This is a genomic window from Mesorhizobium sp. M0808, assembly GCF_040320025.1.
In the GTDB taxonomy this organism is placed as follows: Bacteria; Pseudomonadota; Alphaproteobacteria; order Rhizobiales; family Rhizobiaceae; genus Mesorhizobium.
In genome coordinates, this window is record NZ_JAMYOX010000005.1 from 15,059 (window position 1) to 35,313 (window position 20,255).

Consider the following 20,255-nt stretch of genomic DNA (forward strand, 5'->3'; position numbering starts at 1 on the left):
TGATGAAGGCCCGCAGAGCAAATTCGCGCGAGAAGATTCTCGCCGCCGCCGCCGCCGTGGCGCGCGAGACGGGTCCTGGCAGCCTGTCGCTGGATGCGGTCGCCAGCCGTGCCGGCGTGTCGAAGGGTGGTCTTCTCTACAATTTCCCGACCAAGGCGAAATTGATGCAGGCGCTGGTCGAGGATTACCTGCGCGCCTTCGAGCAGGCGCTGGAGTCCGCCCGCACGGCCGGCGTCAACGGCGAAAGCCCGCTTGCAACTTACATCAAGCTGTCGGCCGAGCATGCCGAGGAATCGAAACCGTCGGCATCCTGGATATTTTCGGCGATTGCCGAGGATCCCGACTTCCTGACGCCGATAAAATCGTTCAGGCGGCAGGTGTTCGAGCGGCTGAAGGAGGAGACGCCGAATCTCAAGGCGCTGCTGGTCTGCTATCTCGCCATCGAAGGGCTTCGCAGCATGAACCTGTTCGGTTCGGACATTCTCTCCGTCGAAGAGCGCCGGCTGCTGATATCGACCCTGCTGGAGATCGCGGAATAGTCTAGGAATACGCCGGCTGGGTTCAGTTGCCTCGCTCGCTTCGATCGCCCGTTTGCGTCAACCCAAAGTGCCTGCCGTCACACAGGCTTCATCGTGCCGACATAGCGTCCTCCCATTCTTTGCTGCAAGGCACGAGGAGTGGGGTGTGGTCGATATTGTTTCAAGCGAAGCAGGAATTCCAAGGCCGGAGCATCCGCTTGACCGGCCAAACGGCACCGGTAAATGGTTTCTGCCGGCCTTTGCCGTCATCATTCTGGGCGGCCTTGCCTATGTCGGCTACGCGCTCAGCCAGGACCTGACCAGCACCGTCGCGGTGCCGTGGATCCTACTTGGGCTGGCGCTGCTGATCGCGCTCGGCTTCGAATTCGTCAACGGTTTTCACGACACTGCCAATGCGGTGGCAACGGTGATCTACACGCATTCCATGCCGGCCGAGCTTGCAGTGATGTGGTCCGGCTTCTTCAATTTCCTCGGCGTGCTCACCGCCAGCGGAGCAGTCGCCTTCGGCATCATTTCGCTGTTGCCGGTCGAGTTGATCCTTCAGGTCGGATCGAGCGCGGGGCTGGCCATGGTCTTCGCGCTGCTGGTCGCGGCGATCATGTGGAATCTCGGAACCTGGTATCTCGGCCTGCCTGCCTCGAGCTCGCACACACTGATCGGTTCGATCATCGGCGTCGGTCTCGCCAACCAGTTCATGGCCCCGGCCGGCTCCGTCACCAGCGGCGTCGACTGGTCGCAGGCGTCCAATGTCGGCCTGTCGCTCCTGATCTCGCCGCTGGTCGGTTTTGGCCTGGCTGCACTGCTGCTTCTGGTGATGAAGCTGCTGGTCAGGAACCGCGAGCTCTACGAGGCGCCCAAGTCGAGCGCGCCGCCGCCGCTGTGGATTCGGGCGCTGCTTATTTTCACCTGCACCGGCGTCAGCTTTGCCCACGGCTCCAATGACGGGCAAAAGGGCATGGGCCTCATCATGCTCATCCTGATCGGCGTCGTGCCGACCGCGTTCGCGCTCAACCGCACACCGGACGTGAACTATCTCGAAGCTTACAAATCGGCGGCGACGCAAGTCGAAACGGTACTCGGCAAATACGTCAAGCCCGGCGTCGTCGTGACTGACGCGGCGACCGCGGTCGGCGACGCCGTTCGCACCAAGACCTGGAAGGACGAGACCACGCCTGCCCTGCAGAGCTTCATCCACGACACCAGCGCCATGTTGTCGCCCTATCCGTCCGTGGAAAAGCTGCCGACAACGCTGGTCAGCAACGCCCGCAACAACATCTATCTTATCGGTGAAGCGCTGAAGCTGATCGACAGGAAGAAGCTGCTGCCGATGGAGGCAGACGACCTGAAGGCGGTGACGACCTACCATAAGGCGGTCGACAACGCGACGAAGTTCATCCCGCTCTGGGTCAAGGTCGCCATCGCGCTGGCGCTCGGCCTCGGCACCATGGTCGGCTGGAAGCGCATCGTCGTCACCGTCGGCGAGAAGATCGGCAAAAGCCATTTGACCTACGGTCAGGGTGCGTCCGCCGAGCTTGTCGCGATGGCGACGATCGCATCGGCCGACTATCTCGGCCTGCCGGGTCTCAACCACCCATGTGCTGTCCTCGGGCGTTGCCGGCACCATGGCGGCGAACGGCTCGGGCCTGCAATGGTCGACGGTGCGCAACATGCTGATGGCCTGGATACTGACCCTTCCGGTCTCCATCTGTCTTGCCTTCGTGTTGTTCGTCATCTTCCGCCAGGTGTTCTGAGCGGGGGCAGGGTTTGACCAGAATGTCGCGGCACCGGCCCCGGCGCCGCCCTGATCACCTGAACGTGCATTATTTCGGCGGCGGCCATGAATGACGCATCGCATCTGACATTGCTTGCCGCGGACGACCAGCATCATGCTCCCGGGCTGGTCCGGGCCTATCATGCCGCTCCCGGCAAAGCTCCCGAACCGCTGGCGCCCCGAGACATAGAGGCCGCGCTGGCCTCAGCGGGCGGCTGGGTCTGGCTGCATGTCGACCTTGTCGACCGGCGCGCCCATTCCTGGGTCAGCCATGCCTGCGCGCTGCCGGCGTCGGCTCATGCAATCCTCGAAGGACATGAGGACAGCCTAGTGCTGGCGCATGAGAATGGCGTCGTCCACGGCATTTCGGCCGATCTGCATGGCGAGATCACCCATCAGTCGACGACCATCGGCAGATTGCATTTTGCGGTCTCGGAACGGCTGCTGGTCACCGGCCGCCGGCATCCGCTGGCGGCAGTGGAGGAAGTGCACACGGCCCTTGCCGCGGGGCTGCGGCCGGCCACGGCATTCGAGCTGTTCGAAATGCTAGTCATGGCTTTTTGCAAGACCACCAGCCTGCGGCTCGCCGCGGCAACGAAGCGGCTGGATGCAGTCGAGGATCATCTCGTGACCGAGCGGCTTGCCGACGAAAAACGGCAGCTGAAGGATGTGCGCCGCCTTGCCGTATCCCTGCATCGGCCGATCTCGGCCCTGGCAGCGCTTTTCCAGGACGAAGACCGTTCCGCCTGGAACCTTTCCGCCGGCGCACATGAAGTTCTGCGCCGGCTTGCTGCGCGCCTTGAACGGCTCGACCACGAGGTCGTCATGATCAACGACCGGGCAAGGCTGCTGCAGGAGGAGCTTGCGGCTGAGCTTGCCGACGAATCGAACCGTAGCCTCAAGGCGCTGGCGGTGATGAGCGCGCTGCTTTTGCCAGGAACCCTGATCGTCGGCATTTTCGGCATGAACACAGGCGGACTGCCATTTGCCGAGAGTCCCAGCGGCTTCTTCCTGGCGATGCTGCTGGCGGTTGGCGCGACCGGCCTGTTCTACTGGCTCCTACTGCGCGCCGGCGCCAATCTGCGGTTCTGAGGCCGATTAATGGCGGCGTTCGTTCACCTGTGTCAAAATACGGGCTGCCACCTCGAAACCACGCCATCCCGCCTTCCGAAAATCGGTTCCGATTTTCAGGCCGATGCGCTAGAGCCTTTCGGGATTGAACCGTGCCTTTAACCCGGAAAGGCTCCCACCGCTGCCCATGCCCCATCTTCCCGAGCATCTTCTCACCGGCTACCGCAATTTCATGAATGGCCGCTATCTCACCGAGAGCGGGCGTTATCGCTCGCTGGCGCGAGAGGGCCAGGCACCGGAAACGATGATCGTCGCCTGCTGCGATTCCCGTGCCGCGCCCGAAGCGATCTTCGATGCCGGGCCGGGCGAGCTGTTCGTGCTGCGCAATGTCGGCAATCTGGTGCCGCCCTATGCGCCAGACGATCAGTTCCACTCGACATCGGCGGCGCTCGAATTTGCGGTGCAGAGCCTCAAGGTCAAGAACATCGTGGTGATGGGCCACGGCCGCTGCGGCGGCATCCGCGCAGCGCTCGACACCACGGCCGCCCCATTGTCGCCGGGCGATTTCATCGGCAAATGGATGAGCCTGATCGCGCCGGCGGCCGAGACCGTGTCGTCGAGCACCTTCATGACGGCGACCGAGCGCCAGACGGCGCTGGAGCGCATCTCGATCCGCTATTCCATTGCCAATCTGCGCACCTTTCCTTGCGTCTCGATCCTCGAAGGCAAGGGGCGGCTATCGCTGCACGGCGCCTGGTTCGACATCTCGACCGGCGAGCTTTGGGTGATGAACAAGGACACCGGCGATTTCGAGCGGCCGGAGATGGAGTAGGAGACAAGGCATGACGCGACTTCGGGACGCGTTCGCGGCTGCGGCACTGCTGTGCTCGGCAGATTTCGCCCGTGCCGACGATAGCGCGATCATCGATCGCTGGTATTCGGCACTGCTCGTCGCCGACCGCAGCGAATTGTCGGACCTGCTCGCCGACAACGTCCGCATCAAGCTCGACGACCTCGGCGTCGTGCAAAGCAAGCAGGAATTCATCGCCTCGATCGCCGAGTGGCAGGACGCCGTCGCCGGGGCCGAAATCCGCCATCGGATCGAGAAGACGGAGGGCGGCGTCACCACTGTGATCGCCTGCTATGATTTTCCCAGTAACGACATGCTGATGCAGGAGACTTTCGCGATCGCCAACGACCAGATCAGCGCCAGTTCGCAAGCCGCGATCGCCGAAAACTGCGACGGCTACTGACGAAATTTGGTCTTGAGCTTCTCGGGGGATAGGCGCTGGAATTGCCGGCGTCAATTCGGACCTGTCCACGTCACGTGGTTACGCAGGTGGGAACGCCAATGCGACAAGCCATGCGGTCAATCCACTCACAACGACGGTCGCGCCCTGCAAAAGTGCACTGTTACCGGAATTCGAAATCTTATGTGTTGGAGGGCAATGATGGGCAATCAATTCAATCTTTTCCTGTCGCACAGAGATGAAATCGTTTTCAACCATGCCTTGTCCAAGGGTGTTGAGAATATAGTATTCGTCAAGCCGTCCATCGAAGATGGCGATACCCCCATTTTTTGGGAGCCCATCCGAGAAGAAGAACGGTCTTTTAAAAACAGAAGAGTTCTGATATCGTCAAAGGATTTTTTAAACAACATAGTCCTTGAGCGTGACGCTGAAAATAAATGTTTGCAAGTTAGTTCAAGATTATCTCCGGTAATTGAATATGATATAAATCTGTGGCGCGGCGATGTAATGTTGCCTGGCAGAATGTACTATAATTTAGACTGGTCGGAAGGCGATATGAGGAAAGAATACGACGCGTACTTTAGTCGTGTTTTCAAGTTGTCTAAATCTAACCTAAATAAAATTAGAAATAGTCACGGAAGCGTTATCTATCTCGGAAACGAAATGATGCCTGAATTTTACAACGAGACCATGGATTTTAGATTATTATAGATGGGAATTACCGTTACAGTGCACTTTTTGCTGCGCTGCGCGCGAGTGGGCATCCTGGTTCGCATACGAGTCGTGGGCACGCATCAGTGTTAACCAGCCGCGCTGTTGCGCGCAATCGGCCGGCGCCCTACATCGGTGACGCCCGCCTCCCGCCACTCAGCGAAAGTTTGCCCATGCCGTCCACCGTCGACCTCGCCGCCCATCCGCTGACCGCATGGCAAGGGCCGCTCGGCCTGCCTGATTTCACGCGCATCGGCGACGGCGATTTTTCTCCGGTCTTCGACGCGGCCATGAAGGCGCACGAGGCCGAGATCGAGGCGATTGCCGGCAACACCGGGACGCCGACGATCGAAAACACGCTTGCCTCGCTCGAGCTTGCCGGCGAGGCGCTCGACCATGTCTCCTCGATCTTCTGGTGCCGCGCCGGCGCCCACACCAATGAGGCGATCCAGGCGCTGGAGCGCGACATCTCGCCGAAGATGTCGCGGCACTTCTCGGCAATCTCGATGAACGAACGCCTGTTCGCCCGCATCGACCACCTCTATCAGCGCCGCGATGCTTTGAAGCTCGATGCCGAAACGCTGCGGGTCTTGGAAAAGACCTGGAAAAACTTCGTCCGCTCCGGCGCCAGGCTCGACGCCGAAGGCAAGAAGCGGCTGGCCTCGATCAACGAGGAATTGTCCTCGCTCGGCACCAATTTCGGCCAGAACGTGCTTGCCGACGAGCGCGACTGGGCGTTGTTCCTCGACGAGGCCGACCTTGCCGGCCTGCCGGAATTCCTGAAAAGCTCGATGGCGGAAGCCGCCGAGATGCGCGGCCAGAAGGGCCGCTACGCCGTCACTCTGTCGCGTTCGATCTACGAGCCGTTCTCGACCTTCTCAGAACGCCGCGATCTGCGCGAGACGGCGTTTCGCGCCTTCATCATGCGTGGTCAGAATGGCGGCGCCACCGACAACACGGAAGTGGTGCGCGACATGCTGCGCCTGCGCGCCGAGAAGGCGAAGCTGCTCGGCTATGCTTCCTACGCCGCATTGAAGCTCGACGATACCATGGCCAAGACGGCGGAGGCGGTGCACGCGCTGCTCGATCCGGTCTGGGAAAAGGCGGTGGAAAAGGCCGCAAGCGACCAAGCCGAATTGCAGCGGCTGGCGGCCGAGGCCGGCAGCAACGAGAAATTCGCTGCCTGGGACTGGCGCTTCTATCAGGAGAAGCTGCGCGCAGAGAAATTCGCCTTCGACGAGGCCGAGCTGAAGCCGTACCTGCAGCTAGACCGCATCATCGACGCCTGTTTCGACGTGGCAACACGATTGTTCGGCATTTCTTTCGAAGAAAAGAAGGGCATTGCCACCTGGCACCCGGACGCTCGGGTTTTCGTGGTGAAGAATGCCGACGGCAGCGAGCGCGGCCTGTTCCTCGCCGATTATTTCGCGCGACCCTCGAAGCGCTCCGGCGCATGGATGAGCGCGCTGAAATCCGGCTACAAGCTAGGCGATGGCTCCAAGCCGGTCATTTACAACATCATGAATTTCGCCAAGCCGCCGGCCGGCGAGGCAGCCTTGCTGTCGGTCGACGAGGCCAAGACCCTGTTCCACGAATTCGGTCACGCGCTGCACGGCATGCTGACCGACGTTACCTGGCCATCGGTCGCTGGCACCTCGGTCAGCCGCGATTTCGTCGAGCTGCCGTCGCAGCTCTATGAACACTGGCTGACGGTGCCGGCGGTGCTGGAAAAGCATGCGCTGCATATTAAGACCGGCAAGCCGATGCCAAAGGCGCTGGTCGACAAGATGCTGGCGGCGCGCACCTTCGGCGCCGGCTTCGCCACCGTCGAGTTCACCGCCTCGGCGTTGGTCGACATGGCCTACCACGCCCGGCCGGATGCACCGGAACAGGCGCTTCGTTTCGAAGCCGAAACGCTCGAAAAGCTCGACATGCCTGACACCATCGCCATGCGTCACCGCACCCCGCATTTCGGCCATATCTTCGCCGGCGATGGCTATTCTGCCGGCTATTACTCCTACATGTGGTCGGAAGTGCTCGACGCCGACGCGTTCGCCGCCTTCGAGGAAACAGGCGATCCCTTCAATCCGGCGCTGGCCGAGCGGCTGCGCAAGAACATCTACGCCGCTGGCGGTTCAAAGGACCCGGAAGAACTCTACACCGCCTTCCGCGGCAAGATGCCTTCCCCGGAAGCGATGATGGCCAAGCGCGGGCTGGTGTGATGCATGCCCGCTCTTGTCACCGTTCTCTTTCCATCCTGATTGATCTCGGCTGTCATGGCGGCGGGTTGCGCACCGCCTGATCCGGTTTCCGCCGGTCCAGTTCGGCCTCGTTGGCTGCGGCCGCGTCGTTGAGGTGACTGCACTTAATGCGGTCTCCATCGTTCCGGCCGAAGGAGCCGCGTTCATGGCGGCGCTACGGACTGTGCGGGGTAGGCAACGACAGCTTGCCCGCGATGCTGATCGGCCGCTGCCGCATCTGGATCGCGCCTTGCGACGACCGCTACGGAAACTCTCAGTCGCGAACGTCAGCCCCGCCAACGGAAGGCGGGGCTGGTAAGTTGATTGTCCCGGCAAGCTTTTTTGCCGGGGCGATTGGCCTAGGCAGGCACAAACCCAAAATAGGCTTTGTAGGAAGCCCCCTCGCCGGAAATCAGGGGCGTTTCCACTTTGAACCCAATCCCGCTGAAGGTGGTATTGTTCGTACGTGCCGCGAGCAACACCATCTGCTTTGCGGAGATGGTCACTGTCGCGCTCCCGATCCTGTCATCGCCCCAATCGAAGAGATCGCTGATGGCGCCGCCGATCGATGGCATCAAGGATCCCAGGGCCGGGCCGGCTATGGCGGCAATGATAGGTCCTGCCACCGGAATGAGGCCCAAAGCCAGCGTACCGGCCGTATGGACGCCCATCACGACCTTCTGCACTTCGTCCTTGTACTTGTTGGGATCGCCAAAATCGTTTTCCATCAGCACCGTACCGATGTTGATGCCGTAGGGCTTGCCTCGATAGACCTCCATCAGGTCGGGTCTCGTATCTCCCGCATCGACGTCGCCATAGACCTGGCTGCGCTTGGTGTCGGCGATCTGTGGCGTTGCCACGCTGACGATGACATAGGGCTCGTCCGCACCACCCGGCCCCTGATCCCAGTCGGTCTCGCCGAAGCAATGGAGGCCGGTATAGTGGACGACGACATCTCGAAGGTCGATCGCGCCGGTGTCGGGCCACCAGTATATGCCACCGTTTTCAAACAAATTGGCGCGGCCTCCGTCGGCAAATTCGGTCTCGTCGGTCGTTGGGTACCCAAGGTATGACCGCTCCCAGCCCAGGCTTTCCCACTTCTTTCGAATGTCGCCGTACACCACGTTGGCTCCTGTGTTCGGTGTCCAGTAGATCGAGCCGGCATTGGCAAAATGGTTGTAGCGCCCGACGCCGTCGGGAGTTCCGGTTTCGTCGGTGACCGGATAGCCGAGAACCGAGCGCTCCCAGCCCATTGCTGCCCATTTGCCGCGAATTGCCCCCCAAATCGCTTGAGCACCGGTGTTCGGTGTCCAGTAGATCGAAGCGGTATTGTTGTTGAAGTGATTGTATCGGCCGACGCCGTCGGGAGTTCCGGTTTCGTCGGTGCAGGGAATGCCCCACGCGAGACCGCCAAGCGCAATCCACTTCCTGTAGATTTCGCCATGGATCTCAAAGGCGTTGTGCATGGCATCGTTGTAGCAAATGCATGAGCCGTTCTTGAGATACCAGGCTTTTCCAGTGTCCTTCCTGTCGATCTCGGCGAAGCCGGCGCCTCCAAGGGAGTTGTACTTTTGCTGTATGACGGCTTCCGGCGAGAGGAGCGACCAAGGCCCGATCCTGAGCTGATCGGAAAGTCTTGTGGCTCCAGCGCGGATGGTGCCGGCACGCACTCTCGAAGTTGCTCTGGCAGTATACGGCATGACCTTTTCCTTCCTGTGAGTGTTGGTGTCGGGGGCTTCAGGCCTCCGGCGATCGGTTTTGATCGACGGGCCGAGGTTCCCAGACCGCGACTTACGGACGGCTTACAGAGTTCCGAGCTGCGCCAGAGCAATTCCAGGAAAAATCTGGAACGGTTTTCCGTCCGGAATTGCGCAAAAATAAAGAGATAGAGCGGTTCGGCGTTTCGGTGAAACAATGACCGGTCTAGAGAAGCGGGCGCACGAGCGAACGCAGCAAAGGCGAGGGCTCGTCATCGCCGGTCGAAGCGAGCGCGCGTTCATAGCGCCGGTAATCCTCGATGGCGCCGGCATGGTCGTTTCTGGAGAGGCTCTCCTGGATGAGCGTGCCATGGAGTTTGGCCGATTCCGGGTAGAAATCGAGCGCACGCCGGCACGCTTGGCGTGCCCGATCTGCGTTGCCTTGGCTCTGCCAGTGTTTGGCGACCCGCACGGCAAGCTCGACCAACCCGTCCCGCACCCGGTCGGCCGCGGCGTTCGACCAGGCGGGCGTCGGGCCATTCGAGAAAAGCGGGCCGACAAAGCCTTCCAGCAGTTTCTCCTGCTCCTCGATTGCGCTGTCTCTTTGGCCCGACAGAACGGGTTTCAGCCGGTCTTCCCAATCCTGCAGATCGATCCAGACCTTGTCGGCAGCGAGCCGCAAACGGCCCTCTCTCAGCGTTACGAGCTCGCCTTGCCAGAGCAATTTGCGCAGACGATGCAGCGCCTGCTCCAAGGCCGCTTTGGCCTGGTCGCCGTCGAGGTCGGGCCAGAGCCAATCCTGCAGGGTTTCCACCGAACAGACCTGATCCCTCGACAGGCAGATAATGCGCAATATGTCGAGAGCGCGGGTAGGTTTGGCACCGGGCGCGACCTCGGCGCCATCGATTTCGAGGCGGAAGCCTCCCATCAAGTGGATCCTGAGCGGCCAAGGCCACTGGGCGGGTCGGCCAGCGGGCGGGACCAGATATCGCGCCCGAACGACGCGGCGGCAGAGATCGATGTCGATCTTTCGCTCCAGCGCATCGGCGACCAGATCGGCCAATAGGTCCGGCAGGTTGAGCAGGATTGCGGAGGGGTTGACCTGGCGCAACGCCTCCATGAATTCAGCCAGACGACTGCCATAGGACGCGCCGCCGTTCCACTTCTGCTCCAGGGCCTGAGCGGCCAGAATGTTGAGTTCGACGCGCTGGCGAGGGCCGCCGCTCAGCCTTTCGACGATCTCCTGGAGTAGCGCAATGGCCTCCGCTGGACGCCGATCGGCCAGCAGGACCTGGTATTTGGTGACGTAATGCGGCCAGCGTTCGATCATCGGCTCATTCGCCCGCTCGATCGCATCCATGAAGGCATCGCAGTCGAGATAAGCCTTGACGAAGTTGCCGTTGCGCGTGTGCATCGCCGCGTGGCAGTCGGCGACTACAGCGACCTGGGTTGTGAACCTGCTGTCCGCGATCTCGCCCAGCCGGGAGACGAGCGCATTGAATTCCGAGAACCTGTTGTGAAGCTTCATCAGCAATTGAAGCTGATAGAGCGCGCTGAACTCGACGCCCCGTAAGGCGTGCTGCTCGCCTATCGCCGTTGCGCGTCGCAACGCATCCTCGGCCGAGGCATAGACAAAACCGCGCCGCGAATACGGGAAGTAACGGCCGCTGGCCGAGCCAAAGGACACCAGCCACATGCCGAGCACCAGCGGCGGGATATCCGGATGTTCGAGATCGGCGGCAACGCTGTCCACGGCATTGGCAAAAATGTCGCGCTGCCCCGACGAGGTCGCGTAGTCGATGAGCGCTTCGCTTGCCAGCAGGCGCAACTCGACCGAATCCTCGATCGGCAGATGTGTCAGGCGCTGCTGGATATCATTCACGAGGCGCTTCGCGTCATGGGCGTCGAATTCGCCAGGCTCGGCGAAATCGACGGCCCGCAGGATGCCGAGCCTGACCATCATGAGTTCCTCCGGATCCAACTCCGGCAATCCCTTGGCAAGAACCTGTGAGGCTCGGCGCGTCCAATCCGCCAGCCCCTCATGCGTACGCCAGCTGGCGGTCTTGACCACGACCGCCCGCGCCACCGTCAGGCATTGGCCGCGCATGTCGGTGTTCTCGAATGCTTGCCATGCCTTGGAGAAGTGCGGTTCGGCCTTCGCATCGTCCGATGCGAAGGCGACGCCCAGCCAATAATGGACCCACCCGTCCATCTGGTCGGGGGGCAGCCTGTTGCACCATTCGACGAAGCTGGCCCTGCGCCCTTGCGAGAGAACGCCGTTAGCGCACTCCAGAATGAGCTGGCGTGCCAGCGGCCAGGCGCCCGCCTGCAACGCCAGCACGATTGCCGCGTCGGTTTTGTCTGCCTCGTGCAGGACCTTTGCTGCCTGCTCGCGCAGCCTGGAACGGTCCGCTTCCGTCACGCGCCGGTCCAGTAGGCCGGCAAGGTATTCGCGCAACAAGTCATGCAGCTGGAAGGCGGCGCCGCCCGGACCGTCGCGCGTGATCAGCAGCTGGCGATGCTGCAGCCGCACCAGCAGGCGAGCAGCCTGCGGCGAGCCCAGGAACGCATCGGCAAGCTCCGTGCTGATCTCCGGCAGAACGTTGAGCCTGATAAGCAGATCCTGGTCCTCCGGCGCGATGTCGCGCAGGAAATAACGTCCGACAATCTCCCGAAGGCCGGCGCCTCCGGCAAGGCCGGTCTGCGAAAGCGGGTAGTACATTCCGGCGTTGGCCAGCAGGAGAAGGCCCACCGCCCAGCCGCGCGCCTCCGAAATGTCGCCGACCTCGGACGGCGATTGCGAGCGGGCGGTGACGAGGTTGCGAGCCTCCGCAGGCGAAAACTCCAGCAGCGTTTGGTTGAGGACCGGCAACTGTCCCGACAGCACGAGGTCGGCGACATCGCCCTCGGGCAGCATCCGCGATGTGCAGATGCAGCGGACGGTGTTGGGGCGTTCGCGCAACAGGATCGCCAGCGTCCGGCGAAAGCCTGGCGCATCGGCACGATGCAGATCGTCGAGGACCAGGATCGTGCCCGGATCAAGCCGCGAGAAATAGGTGCGGAAGAACAGCCGCGCGAAATCGTCGGAATTGTCGGCATATTCCGGACCAAAGACCGGCATGCCGGCATGCCTGCCGTCGAGCGACAGCGTCAGATAGTGAAAAAGGCGCGCAACGTCCTGGTCCTCGGTGTCGACCCGATACCAGTTGTACGCCGATTCGCCTTGCTTCAGCCCGCCTTGTTCCAGCCCGCCGTGTTCCAGAAAGTCGATCACCGCGGTGGTCTTGCCGTATCCACCAGGCGCAGCCAGCCAGCATGCACCGCTGTCGAGGGCCTGCGAAAGCAGCGCCACTACGCGCGGACGGCTGACAATTCCCACTGGCCGGGGTGCCGAGAGCTTTGCTATCTCGCGCGGCGCGTCCCGGAAGGATTTATCCATTGTGAGGACTCTCGCAGCGCAGTCGCCTCGCGAAAACAGGTAATCGGTTCGCCCGCAACAACAAATCGCCGGCCGGCGTTGTGCTCGCCTGACGTGCCGTGCTCGCCGGCAAGGTCGCGGTTATCCCTTGTGCGACATGATGTGCGAAACCCCGACACTCACGTCGGCGGTGTGTCTTGCCATCACTGCGTTCATTCGCATTGCAATCGTCGCATAGGCGTTTCGTTCGTGGTCGGTAACTTCCGAGGGCTTGAAGAGCCAAGGAAGGGGTGCAACCTGCGCGTCCTCGAAATTGGCCGGCAGATTCGATGGCAAGGCCTTTTTTCCTAAAGGCAGCTCTAGCCCAAGGTCACTAAATTCGTCCTCGAGGCTGGCGTGCAGATGAGAAAGCACCACATAGATCGCCAGCTTTGATCTAGTCCTTTCTGTGTTGTTTTGATTGTACTCGTGAAGAACCTCATCGAACGATGGCGATACGTCGCTTTCCGCAGCGGTAGCTCGTGTTGCAACAGCACCGGCCAGGGCAGTCGCTGCCATTCCTGTAAGACCTACAAAATCACGCCTTGTCGCGCTGGTCATGGTGAATTCCCCTCGGTTTTGAAGACGGACCAAGTCTGGCAAGGACGAGGCGCAGTGGCAATAGGCCGCATACGCTACTGGTGTAGAGGGTCTTTACGTCGCCGATGTGAATCCACCCGGCAACGATAGTGCCAAGCCGCCAGCAGGCTGCAATGCGTTCGCGAGCTTCGTCTGAGAGACGCCGTGAAGCCAAGGAGGATTTCCTTGGAATTCATCCAGGCAAAGGGTGCGAAAAAATCCGCTGGTGGAGCTGAGGAGGATCGAACTCCTGACCTCGTCATTGCGAACGACGCGCTCTCCCAGCTGAGCTACAGCCCCGTCCAGCGGATGGGGCTTTTATCGGCCGCTGCGGTTTCCTGTCAAGGCTGCGCGTGCTGCCGAAATGCCGTTCGGCCGTTCGTCCGGCTTCGCCATGCGGCGGAAGGCGGCTCTTGCCGCTTTCACCTACAGTGGCTACATGTCGGCAACAATCGGAGACCGGCATGATCGCCCTCATTCAGACCATTGTCATGGCGCTTGACCTTTACTGGTGGATCATCATCGCCTCGGCGATATTTTCCTGGCTCTACGCCTTCAACGTCGTCAACTCGCGCAACCAGTTCGTCGACACCATCAGCAACATGCTCTATCGGCTGACCGAGCCGGCGCTTCGGCCGATCCGCCGCTTCATGCCCGACCTCGGCGGCATCGACATCTCGCCGATCATCCTGCTGCTGATCCTGTTCTTCATCCGGCAGTTCCTGCTCACCACCGTGCTTTCGCTGGTCGTCTGAGCCCAGGGCGTCCATGAGTGCGCCGTTCCGCACGCGCGCCGACGGCATCGACCTGTTCGTCCGGCTGACGCCGAAAGCGGCGATGGACAGGCTGGAGGGCATCGAAACATCGGTGGATGGGCGAAGCTATCTAAAAGCCCGCGTCCGCGCCGTGCCGGAAAACGGAGCCGCCAATCGAGCGCTGGAAAGGCTGGTAGCTAAGGCGCTTGGCGTGCCGGCATCGGCCGTCTCGATCGCTGCCGGCGGCACAGCTCGGCTGAAGACGCTGCGCGTGCTTGGCGATCCCGCGGCGCTGGCGAAACGCATCGATACGCTGGGCACGTCTGCGCCATGATCTCGGCTCGCTCACTTACCCCGCAAAAAAGGCCGGGCTGCAAAGCCCGGCCAGATGTGAAGGTCGAAAACCTTCAGAGGGGAACGCGCCGGACGAATGGGAGGAAACATCCGACGCACATTGCATATGGGTTGGCGTCGACGACGTTTCAATGAGCCCGGGGGAACCACCTTCGCGAACAGGCTTTTAAACATTTCGACTATCTGATCAGCAGCTCGACGCGGTCGATCCGTCCTATCGCGACCGATGCGGCAGGACACCAACCGCAACCCCGCCCGAAAGCTCAATATGACCGCCACTCGAGTCCTATTCTTCGATGTTCTGGGAACCGTCGTTGATTGGCGCAGCGGTATCGCAAGGGAGGCCGGCTCCTTCCTGGCGCGAAACGGTGCACAGCAGGTCGATCCCGGTGAATTCGCCGATGCGTGGGCGTCGCGCTATGACGCCTCGACCGAGGCGGTGCGGACGGGGCACCGGCCTTTCGTTTCACTCGACGTGATCAACAGGGAGAATCTGGACGCCACCCTCGTCCAGTTCGGGCTGGCCCCATCCGAGCTGCCGACCGCCGAACTTGAGGAACTCAACCTCGCCTGGCGCCGGCTGGAGCCGTGGCCCGATTCGCTGAAAGGCCTTGCGAGGCTGAAGGAACGCTTCATCATCGTGCCCTTGTCAGGGGCCAATACCCGGCTGTTGCTGGATATGGCCAAGCGCGCCGGCCTGCCTTGGGACACCGTCCTTGGCTCGGATGTGTTCGGCACCTACAAGCCTGCGCCGCAGGCTTATCTCCGTGCAGTGGAGATCCTGGGGGTGCGACCTGCGGAGGCCGTGTTAGTCGCCGCGCATAATGACGACCTGGCTGCGGCGCGAAGGTGCGGTATCGGAACCGCCTTTGTTGCTCGGCCAAAAGAGCATGGCCCGGCGCAGACGACCGATCTCTCGCCTCTTGAGAGCTGGGACTTTGTGGCCGACGACCTTGTCCATCTCGCCCACGTTCTCCCGTAGGCCGAGGGCAGAAAACCTAAGCGATGTCGTCGCGGATGCAGGCCTTCAGATGGCCCTCGGCTGTCGCCCTCAGCGGCGGTACAGCCCCGGCGCAAGCTTCCACCGCAAACGGGCAACGGGTTCGGAAAACACAGCCCGACGGCGGGTTTGCCGGGCTTGGAATATCGCCCTTGAGCACTTGTCGGTCTTGCCTGGCCAGCGGATCGAGCGATGGAATGGCTGACAGCAGCGCGCGCGTGTAGGGATGCTGCGGCCGGGCATAAAGCTCGGCCGCCGGCGCAACTTCCATGATGCGCCCGAGATAGAGCACGATGACCGTGTCGCAGATGTACTCGACGACGGCCAGATCGTGCGAAATGAACAGCATGGTCAGGCCGAGCCGGAGCTGCAGGTCGCGCAACAGATTGATGATTTGCGCCTGGATCGAGACGTCGAGTGCCGAGACCGGCTCGTCGGCAACGATGAATTCCGGCTCGAGCGTCAGCGCCCGGGCGATGCCGATGCGCTGGCGCTGGCCGCCCGAAAATTCATGGGCGTAGCGGTCATAGGCGTCGACCGGCAACTCGACCGCGGCAAGTGCCTTCTCGGCCTTCGCCCGCCGCTCGGACTTCTTGCCGATGCCTTGAATGTCCAGGCCTTCGGTGAGGATCTGCCCTATCGTCATGCGCGGCGACAGGCTGGCGAAGGGATCCTGGAAAATATACTGCATCTTGCGGCGCTGGCGGCGCAACTGGGCGGCACCCAGCCTGGTGATGTCGGTGCCGTCATAGTTGATTTGGCCGGATGTCGGCTCGATCAGACGCAGCACCGAGCGGCCGATCGTCGTCTTGCCGGACCCGGATTCGCCGACCAGGCCGACCACCTGGCCACGCCTGATATCGAAGGAAATATCCTCCAACGCCCTTACGACGGGTCCGCGCGAGAACGCTGTCGGCGCAAAATGCTTGGTCAGGTTTTTGACAGCGAGGAAAGGGGCGTCGGCCATCAGAGCTCCTCCCAACGCAGGCAGCGGCTTTGCTGGGTCGGCGTCGCCCCAAACAAGGGCGGGACCGCGGCGCGGCAGGCAGCGATAGCCATCGGGCAACGCGGCGCGAAGGAACAGCCCTTGGGCAGCAAGGCGAGCGACGGAACATTTCCGGCAATGGTCGGCAGCGGCGTCCCCGCCGCCTTCAGCGCCGTGGCCTGTCCGAGCCGCGGCACCGAGCGCATCAACCCTGCGGTATAGGGATGACGCGGACGGGTGAACACTTCGCTCACCGGACCTGTTTCGACGATACGCCCGGCATACATCACCGCCACCCGGTCGGCGATTTCGGCGACGACTCCGAGATTGTGGGTGACGAACAGGATGCCCATGCCGCGCTGCGCCTGCAGCTCGGCCAAAAGATCGAGGATCTGGGCCTGTATGGTGACGTCCAGCGCGGTCGTCGGCTCGTCGGCGATCAGCAAGCCCGGATCGCAGGACAGCGCCATGGCGATGGTGGCGCGCTGGCGCATCCCGCCCGAAAGTTCGTGCGGATATTGCCGCGCCCGCCGCTTCGGATCGGGAATGCCGACCTGTTCCAGCAGCCGCACCGCGTCTGCTGCTGCTTCGCGGTGCGACTTGCCGAGATGGATGCGGATCGGTTCGGCGATCTGCTCGCCGATCGTGTAGACCGGGTTGAGGCTGGTCATCGGCTCCTGGAACACCATGCCGATCTCGTTGCCGCGTATCTTGCGCAGCGACTCGGCATCGAGGCTGGTCAGCTCGGTGACCGTGCCGTTCTTGCGCCGCAGCGCGATCGACCCCTCTGCGATATGTCCGACCCTTTTCGGCAACAGGCCGATGATCGACAGGCTGGTGACGGACTTGCCGGATCCGGATTCGCCGACGAGCGCCACCGTCTCGCCGGAGCCGATCGTCAGGTCGACATCCGTTACCGCCGCGATGTCGCGCCCCGCGATGCGGAACACCGCGCGCAGGCCGGAAATCGAGAGGATCGGCGCGACACTCAGCGGAGCAGCCCCACGTCGCGAAGGATCATGTCGACCTTCGCGGTTTCCTCCTCGTTCAGGCTGCGTTGCGGCCGCGCCATGGTGTTGGAGGCAATGATGCCGAGGCTCTTCATCGCCGCCTTGAAGGCGCCGACGCCGGCCGAGCCGGCGCTTGTCCTGCCGAGCGAGATCCAGACGATCTCGAACAGCTTTAACAGCCGCTCCTGCTCCAGGCGGGCTTCGGCATGCTGGCCCGCCTGCGTCAGCTTCCACAGCCTGACATAACCATGCGGGTCGACATTGGCGAGCCCCGGCACGACGCCATGCGCACCCATCGCCAGCACGCTATCGACCAGTATCTCGGAGCCGGTCATGCCGAAGAAGCCGGGGTCGTCGGCCATGTCCTTGAGCACGTAACGCAGATTGCCGTCATCGCCGCTGGAATCCTTGATGCCCGCGATGGCGCCTTCCCTGGCGAGGCCGACCGTGGTCTTGCGCTCCAGCTTGACGTGGACGCAGACCGGGATGTCGTAGGCGATGACCGGAATGTCGATCGCATCCTTGATATAGCGGAAGTGGTCGCCGATCTCCGGCTGGCTGGTGCGGGTATAAAACGGCGCGGTGACGACGATGGCGTCGGCGCCGGCCGATCTGGCGATCCGGGCGTGGTTGATGACGCGGTCGGTCGTCGGGTCGATGACCCCGGCGAAGATCGGAACCCGGCCGTTATTGACCTTGACCGCGTGCTCGAGGACGGCCCTGCGGCCCGCCTCGTCGTGGAAGACCACCTCGCTGGTCGAGCCGAGCACGAACAGCCCGTGAACGCCGCCGTCGAGCAGGTTCTCGATGGTGCGGGTGAACGACGGAAAGTCGATGCTGAAATCGGCATTGAGCGGGGTGACGACAGGTGGCACGACGCCGGTAAACAGGGGCATTTTGATGAACCTTTGAGGTCAGTTGAGATCGGAGCGGGGGTCGAATGCGTCGCGCAAGCCGTCGCCGATGAAGTTGATGGCGAGCACGGTGAGCACCAGTGCGGCGCCCGGGAACATCCATTGCCAGGGGTAATTTTCAAGCACGACGGTGGAGCGGGCGAGATTGAGCATGTTGCCCCAGCTGGCTTCGGGCGGTGCGATGCCGAGGCCGAGGAAGGACAGGCCGGCCTCGAGCAGGATGGCGTTGGCGATCTGCAAGGTGGCGTAGACGACCAGGATATCGATGCAATTGGGCAGGCCGTGCCGGAACAAGAGATGCGGCAGCCCTGCCCCCATGCCGCGGGCGGCAACGACGAAATCGCGCTCGCGCAGTTCGAGCAGCCGGGCGCGCACCATGCGCGACAGCACCGGCCAGGAGAGCAGCGAGATCACCAGTATGGTCGGCGCGATGCCGGTGCCGGCGATCGAAGCCAGCACCAGCAGGAAGATCACCGGCGGCAGCGTCATCGCCAGATCGACCAGGCGCATCACCGTGCCGTCGACGAGGCGCCCGCCAAAGCTGGCGACGGCGCCGACCAGGAAGCCGATGACGGTGGAGATGGCGACCGAGCTGACGGCAACCAGCAATGAGATCCGCCCGCCTTGCAGCAACCGGGCCATGACGTCGCGCCCGACGCCGTCGCTGCCCAGCCAATGAATGGCCGACGGCGCCTTGTTCATTGCTCGGAGGTCGATGGTGTTAGGACCGAACGGCCACCACAAAGGATACGTCGAAACCGCCAGCAGGATCGGGATGACGATCAAAAGCCCGGCACGCGCCGCGCGGTTTTCAAAAAAGCGGTCGAGCGCGCGGCGAAGCGGGCCTTTGGTTTGCGGCACGGCTGTCGGGTCAACTGTAGGATCTGGCGCCGTGATTGCCATCATGCCACCTGAATGCGCGGGTCGACGACGGCATAGACGACGTCGGTCAAGAGGTTGACCAGGATGACGCAAACGCCGATCACCAGGGTAGCGCCCATGATCACCGGGTAATCGCGGGTGCCGACGGCGTTGACCAGAAGCAGTCCCATGCCCGGCCAGTTGAACACGCTTTCCAGGAAGATGGCGCCGCCGATGGCGATGCCGACAGTCGAGCCGATCAAGGTAATGACCGGCAAGAGCGCATTGCGGGTCGCGTGCTTGATGATAACCCAGAACTCGCGCACGCCCTTGGCACGCGCCGTCCGCACGTAATCCTGGTTGAGCACTTCCAGCAGCGAGGCGCGCATGTAACGCATGATCAGCGCGGCATGGCCGACGGACAGCAGGCAGGCGGGCAGGACGAGGTGCGCAAGCACATCCGTCGCCGAGAACGGCGCACCCGCGGTCTGCATGCCGCCGGACGGCGCCCAGCGCAGCAGCACCGAGAAGAAATAGAGACCGAGCAGCGCTGTCAGAAAAGCCGGGCTGGAGATACCGATAAACGACAGCACCGACAGCGCGATGTCGGATGGTTCGTTACGGCGCACCGCGCTGAAAATGCCGGCGGAAATGCCGAGCACGATGGCGATCGCCAGGCCCGTACCCATCAGCAGCGCCGTCGGGCCGATGCGTTCCATGACCAGTGGCAGCACGGCAACGCCGCTGCGCTGGATCGAATAGCCGAAGTCACCGCTCAGCGCCGCGCGCAGCCAGGCGAGATATTGCACGGGAAGCGGCCGATCGAGCCCGAGCCGTTCGCGCAGGCCCTCGAGGTCGGAAGCCGACATGGGGACCGATGGGTTGATATAGGCGTCGATCGGATCGCCCGGCGCCAGCCGCAACAGGATGAAGATGAGGACGCTGAGCGCGACCAGCATCAGCAATCCTGTGGCGCTGCGGCGGGCGATGAAGCTCAACATGGGCTTTCCGTGGCGGTGGCAGGCGGCGCCAAAGTGGTCCCGCCTGCTCGCTTGGTTGCG

General features: G+C 62.4%; 17 protein-coding genes, 1 tRNA gene and 1 pseudogene. 10 read left to right on the forward strand and 9 right to left on the reverse strand.

The features are described 5' to 3' along the window. The first annotated feature begins 2 nt into the window (after positions 1–2). From NKI25_RS08920 to NKI25_RS08950, 7 genes and pseudogenes are all read left to right on the forward strand, one after another. The gene (locus NKI25_RS08920; RefSeq protein ID WP_352594106.1) at positions 3–539 is read left to right on the forward strand and encodes a TetR/AcrR family transcriptional regulator; all 537 of its coding nucleotides are present in this window, start codon (positions 3–5) and stop codon (positions 537–539) included. Between the two features lie 145 nt (positions 540–684). Beyond that, positions 685–2,290, forward strand: a pseudogene (locus NKI25_RS08925) (inorganic phosphate transporter). 86 nt (positions 2,291–2,376) lie between these two features. Continuing rightward, a complete protein-coding gene (locus tag NKI25_RS08930; RefSeq protein WP_352998367.1) occupies positions 2,377–3,402 on the forward strand; it encodes a transporter in 1,026 nt (341 codons plus the stop codon). Positions 3,403–3,568: 166 nt separating this feature from the next. After that, positions 3,569–4,213 (forward strand): carbonic anhydrase, encoded by a 645-nt coding sequence (locus NKI25_RS08935; RefSeq protein ID WP_352636927.1) that lies wholly within the window; start codon positions 3,569–3,571, stop codon positions 4,211–4,213. 10 nt (positions 4,214–4,223) lie between these two features. Beyond that, positions 4,224–4,634: a nuclear transport factor 2 family protein gene (locus NKI25_RS08940; RefSeq protein ID WP_352998368.1), complete on the forward strand. Its 411-nt coding sequence runs from the start codon at positions 4,224–4,226 to the stop codon at positions 4,632–4,634. A 195-nt stretch (positions 4,635–4,829) separates the two neighbouring features. Beyond that, positions 4,830–5,342 carry a hypothetical protein gene (locus NKI25_RS08945; protein WP_352574570.1) on the forward strand — a complete coding sequence of 171 codons (513 nt, stop codon included), beginning with the start codon at positions 4,830–4,832 and terminating at the stop codon, positions 5,340–5,342. A gap of 167 nt (positions 5,343–5,509) precedes the next feature. After that, the gene (locus NKI25_RS08950) at positions 5,510–7,564 is read left to right on the forward strand and encodes a M3 family metallopeptidase (RefSeq protein ID WP_352998392.1); all 2,055 of its coding nucleotides are present in this window, start codon (positions 5,510–5,512) and stop codon (positions 7,562–7,564) included. A gap of 377 nt (positions 7,565–7,941) precedes the next feature. Here the strand turns inward: NKI25_RS08950 and NKI25_RS08955 are convergent, their stop codons facing one another. The 4 genes from NKI25_RS08955 to NKI25_RS08970 form a co-directional block, all read right to left on the reverse strand. Further along, positions 7,942–9,282, reverse strand: coding sequence for an LGFP repeat-containing protein (locus NKI25_RS08955; protein ID WP_352998369.1), 1,341 nt, complete (start codon positions 9,280–9,282; stop codon positions 7,942–7,944). Positions 9,283–9,505: 223 nt separating this feature from the next. After that, positions 9,506–12,718, reverse strand: coding sequence for an AfsR/SARP family transcriptional regulator (locus tag NKI25_RS08960; protein ID WP_352998370.1), 3,213 nt, complete (start codon positions 12,716–12,718; stop codon positions 9,506–9,508). A gap of 120 nt (positions 12,719–12,838) precedes the next feature. Then, positions 12,839–13,297, reverse strand: a complete 459-nt coding sequence (locus NKI25_RS08965; protein WP_352782949.1) for a hypothetical protein — start codon at positions 13,295–13,297, stop codon at positions 12,839–12,841. A 242-nt stretch (positions 13,298–13,539) separates the two neighbouring features. Then, a tRNA-Ala gene (locus NKI25_RS08970) sits at positions 13,540–13,615 on the reverse strand. Positions 13,616–13,779: 164 nt separating this feature from the next. On the opposite strand from NKI25_RS08970, the gene NKI25_RS08975 reads away from it, so the two are divergent. The 3 genes from NKI25_RS08975 (at position 13,780) to NKI25_RS08985 (ending at position 15,406) form a co-directional block, all read left to right on the forward strand. Continuing rightward, complete coding sequence (locus NKI25_RS08975) at positions 13,780–14,070, forward strand: YggT family protein (protein ID WP_023678162.1); 291 nt, start codon at positions 13,780–13,782, stop codon at positions 14,068–14,070. 13 nt (positions 14,071–14,083) lie between these two features. Next, positions 14,084–14,404 carry a DUF167 family protein gene (locus tag NKI25_RS08980; RefSeq protein WP_352782947.1) on the forward strand — a complete coding sequence of 107 codons (321 nt, stop codon included), beginning with the start codon at positions 14,084–14,086 and terminating at the stop codon, positions 14,402–14,404. A gap of 246 nt (positions 14,405–14,650) precedes the next feature. After that, a complete protein-coding gene (locus NKI25_RS08985; protein ID WP_352782944.1) occupies positions 14,651–15,406 on the forward strand; it encodes a haloacid dehalogenase type II in 756 nt (251 codons plus the stop codon). 16 nt (positions 15,407–15,422) lie between these two features. Here NKI25_RS08985 and NKI25_RS08990 read toward each other — a convergent pair whose 3' ends face one another. The 5 genes from NKI25_RS08990 to NKI25_RS09010 are packed head-to-tail and all read right to left on the reverse strand — an operon-like array spanning position 15,423 to position 20,195. After that, entirely contained in the window at positions 15,423–16,391 is a 969-nt protein-coding gene (locus tag NKI25_RS08990) for an ABC transporter ATP-binding protein (RefSeq protein ID WP_352724381.1), read from the reverse strand. Next, positions 16,391–17,401, reverse strand: coding sequence for an ABC transporter ATP-binding protein (locus NKI25_RS08995; RefSeq protein ID WP_352783633.1), 1,011 nt, complete (start codon positions 17,399–17,401; stop codon positions 16,391–16,393). The genes NKI25_RS08990 and NKI25_RS08995 overlap by 1 nt, the downstream gene beginning before the upstream one ends. Continuing rightward, the gene (locus NKI25_RS09000; protein WP_352569475.1) at positions 17,398–18,315 is read right to left on the reverse strand and encodes a dihydrodipicolinate synthase family protein; all 918 of its coding nucleotides are present in this window, start codon (positions 18,313–18,315) and stop codon (positions 17,398–17,400) included. The genes NKI25_RS08995 and NKI25_RS09000 overlap by 4 nt, the downstream gene beginning before the upstream one ends. 18 nt (positions 18,316–18,333) lie before the next feature. Then, entirely contained in the window at positions 18,334–19,239 is a 906-nt protein-coding gene (locus NKI25_RS09005; RefSeq protein WP_023678168.1) for an ABC transporter permease, read from the reverse strand. Next, positions 19,236–20,195, reverse strand: coding sequence for an ABC transporter permease (locus NKI25_RS09010; RefSeq protein ID WP_023678169.1), 960 nt, complete (start codon positions 20,193–20,195; stop codon positions 19,236–19,238). The genes NKI25_RS09005 and NKI25_RS09010 overlap by 4 nt, the downstream gene beginning before the upstream one ends. Positions 20,196–20,255 lie beyond the last annotated feature (60 nt).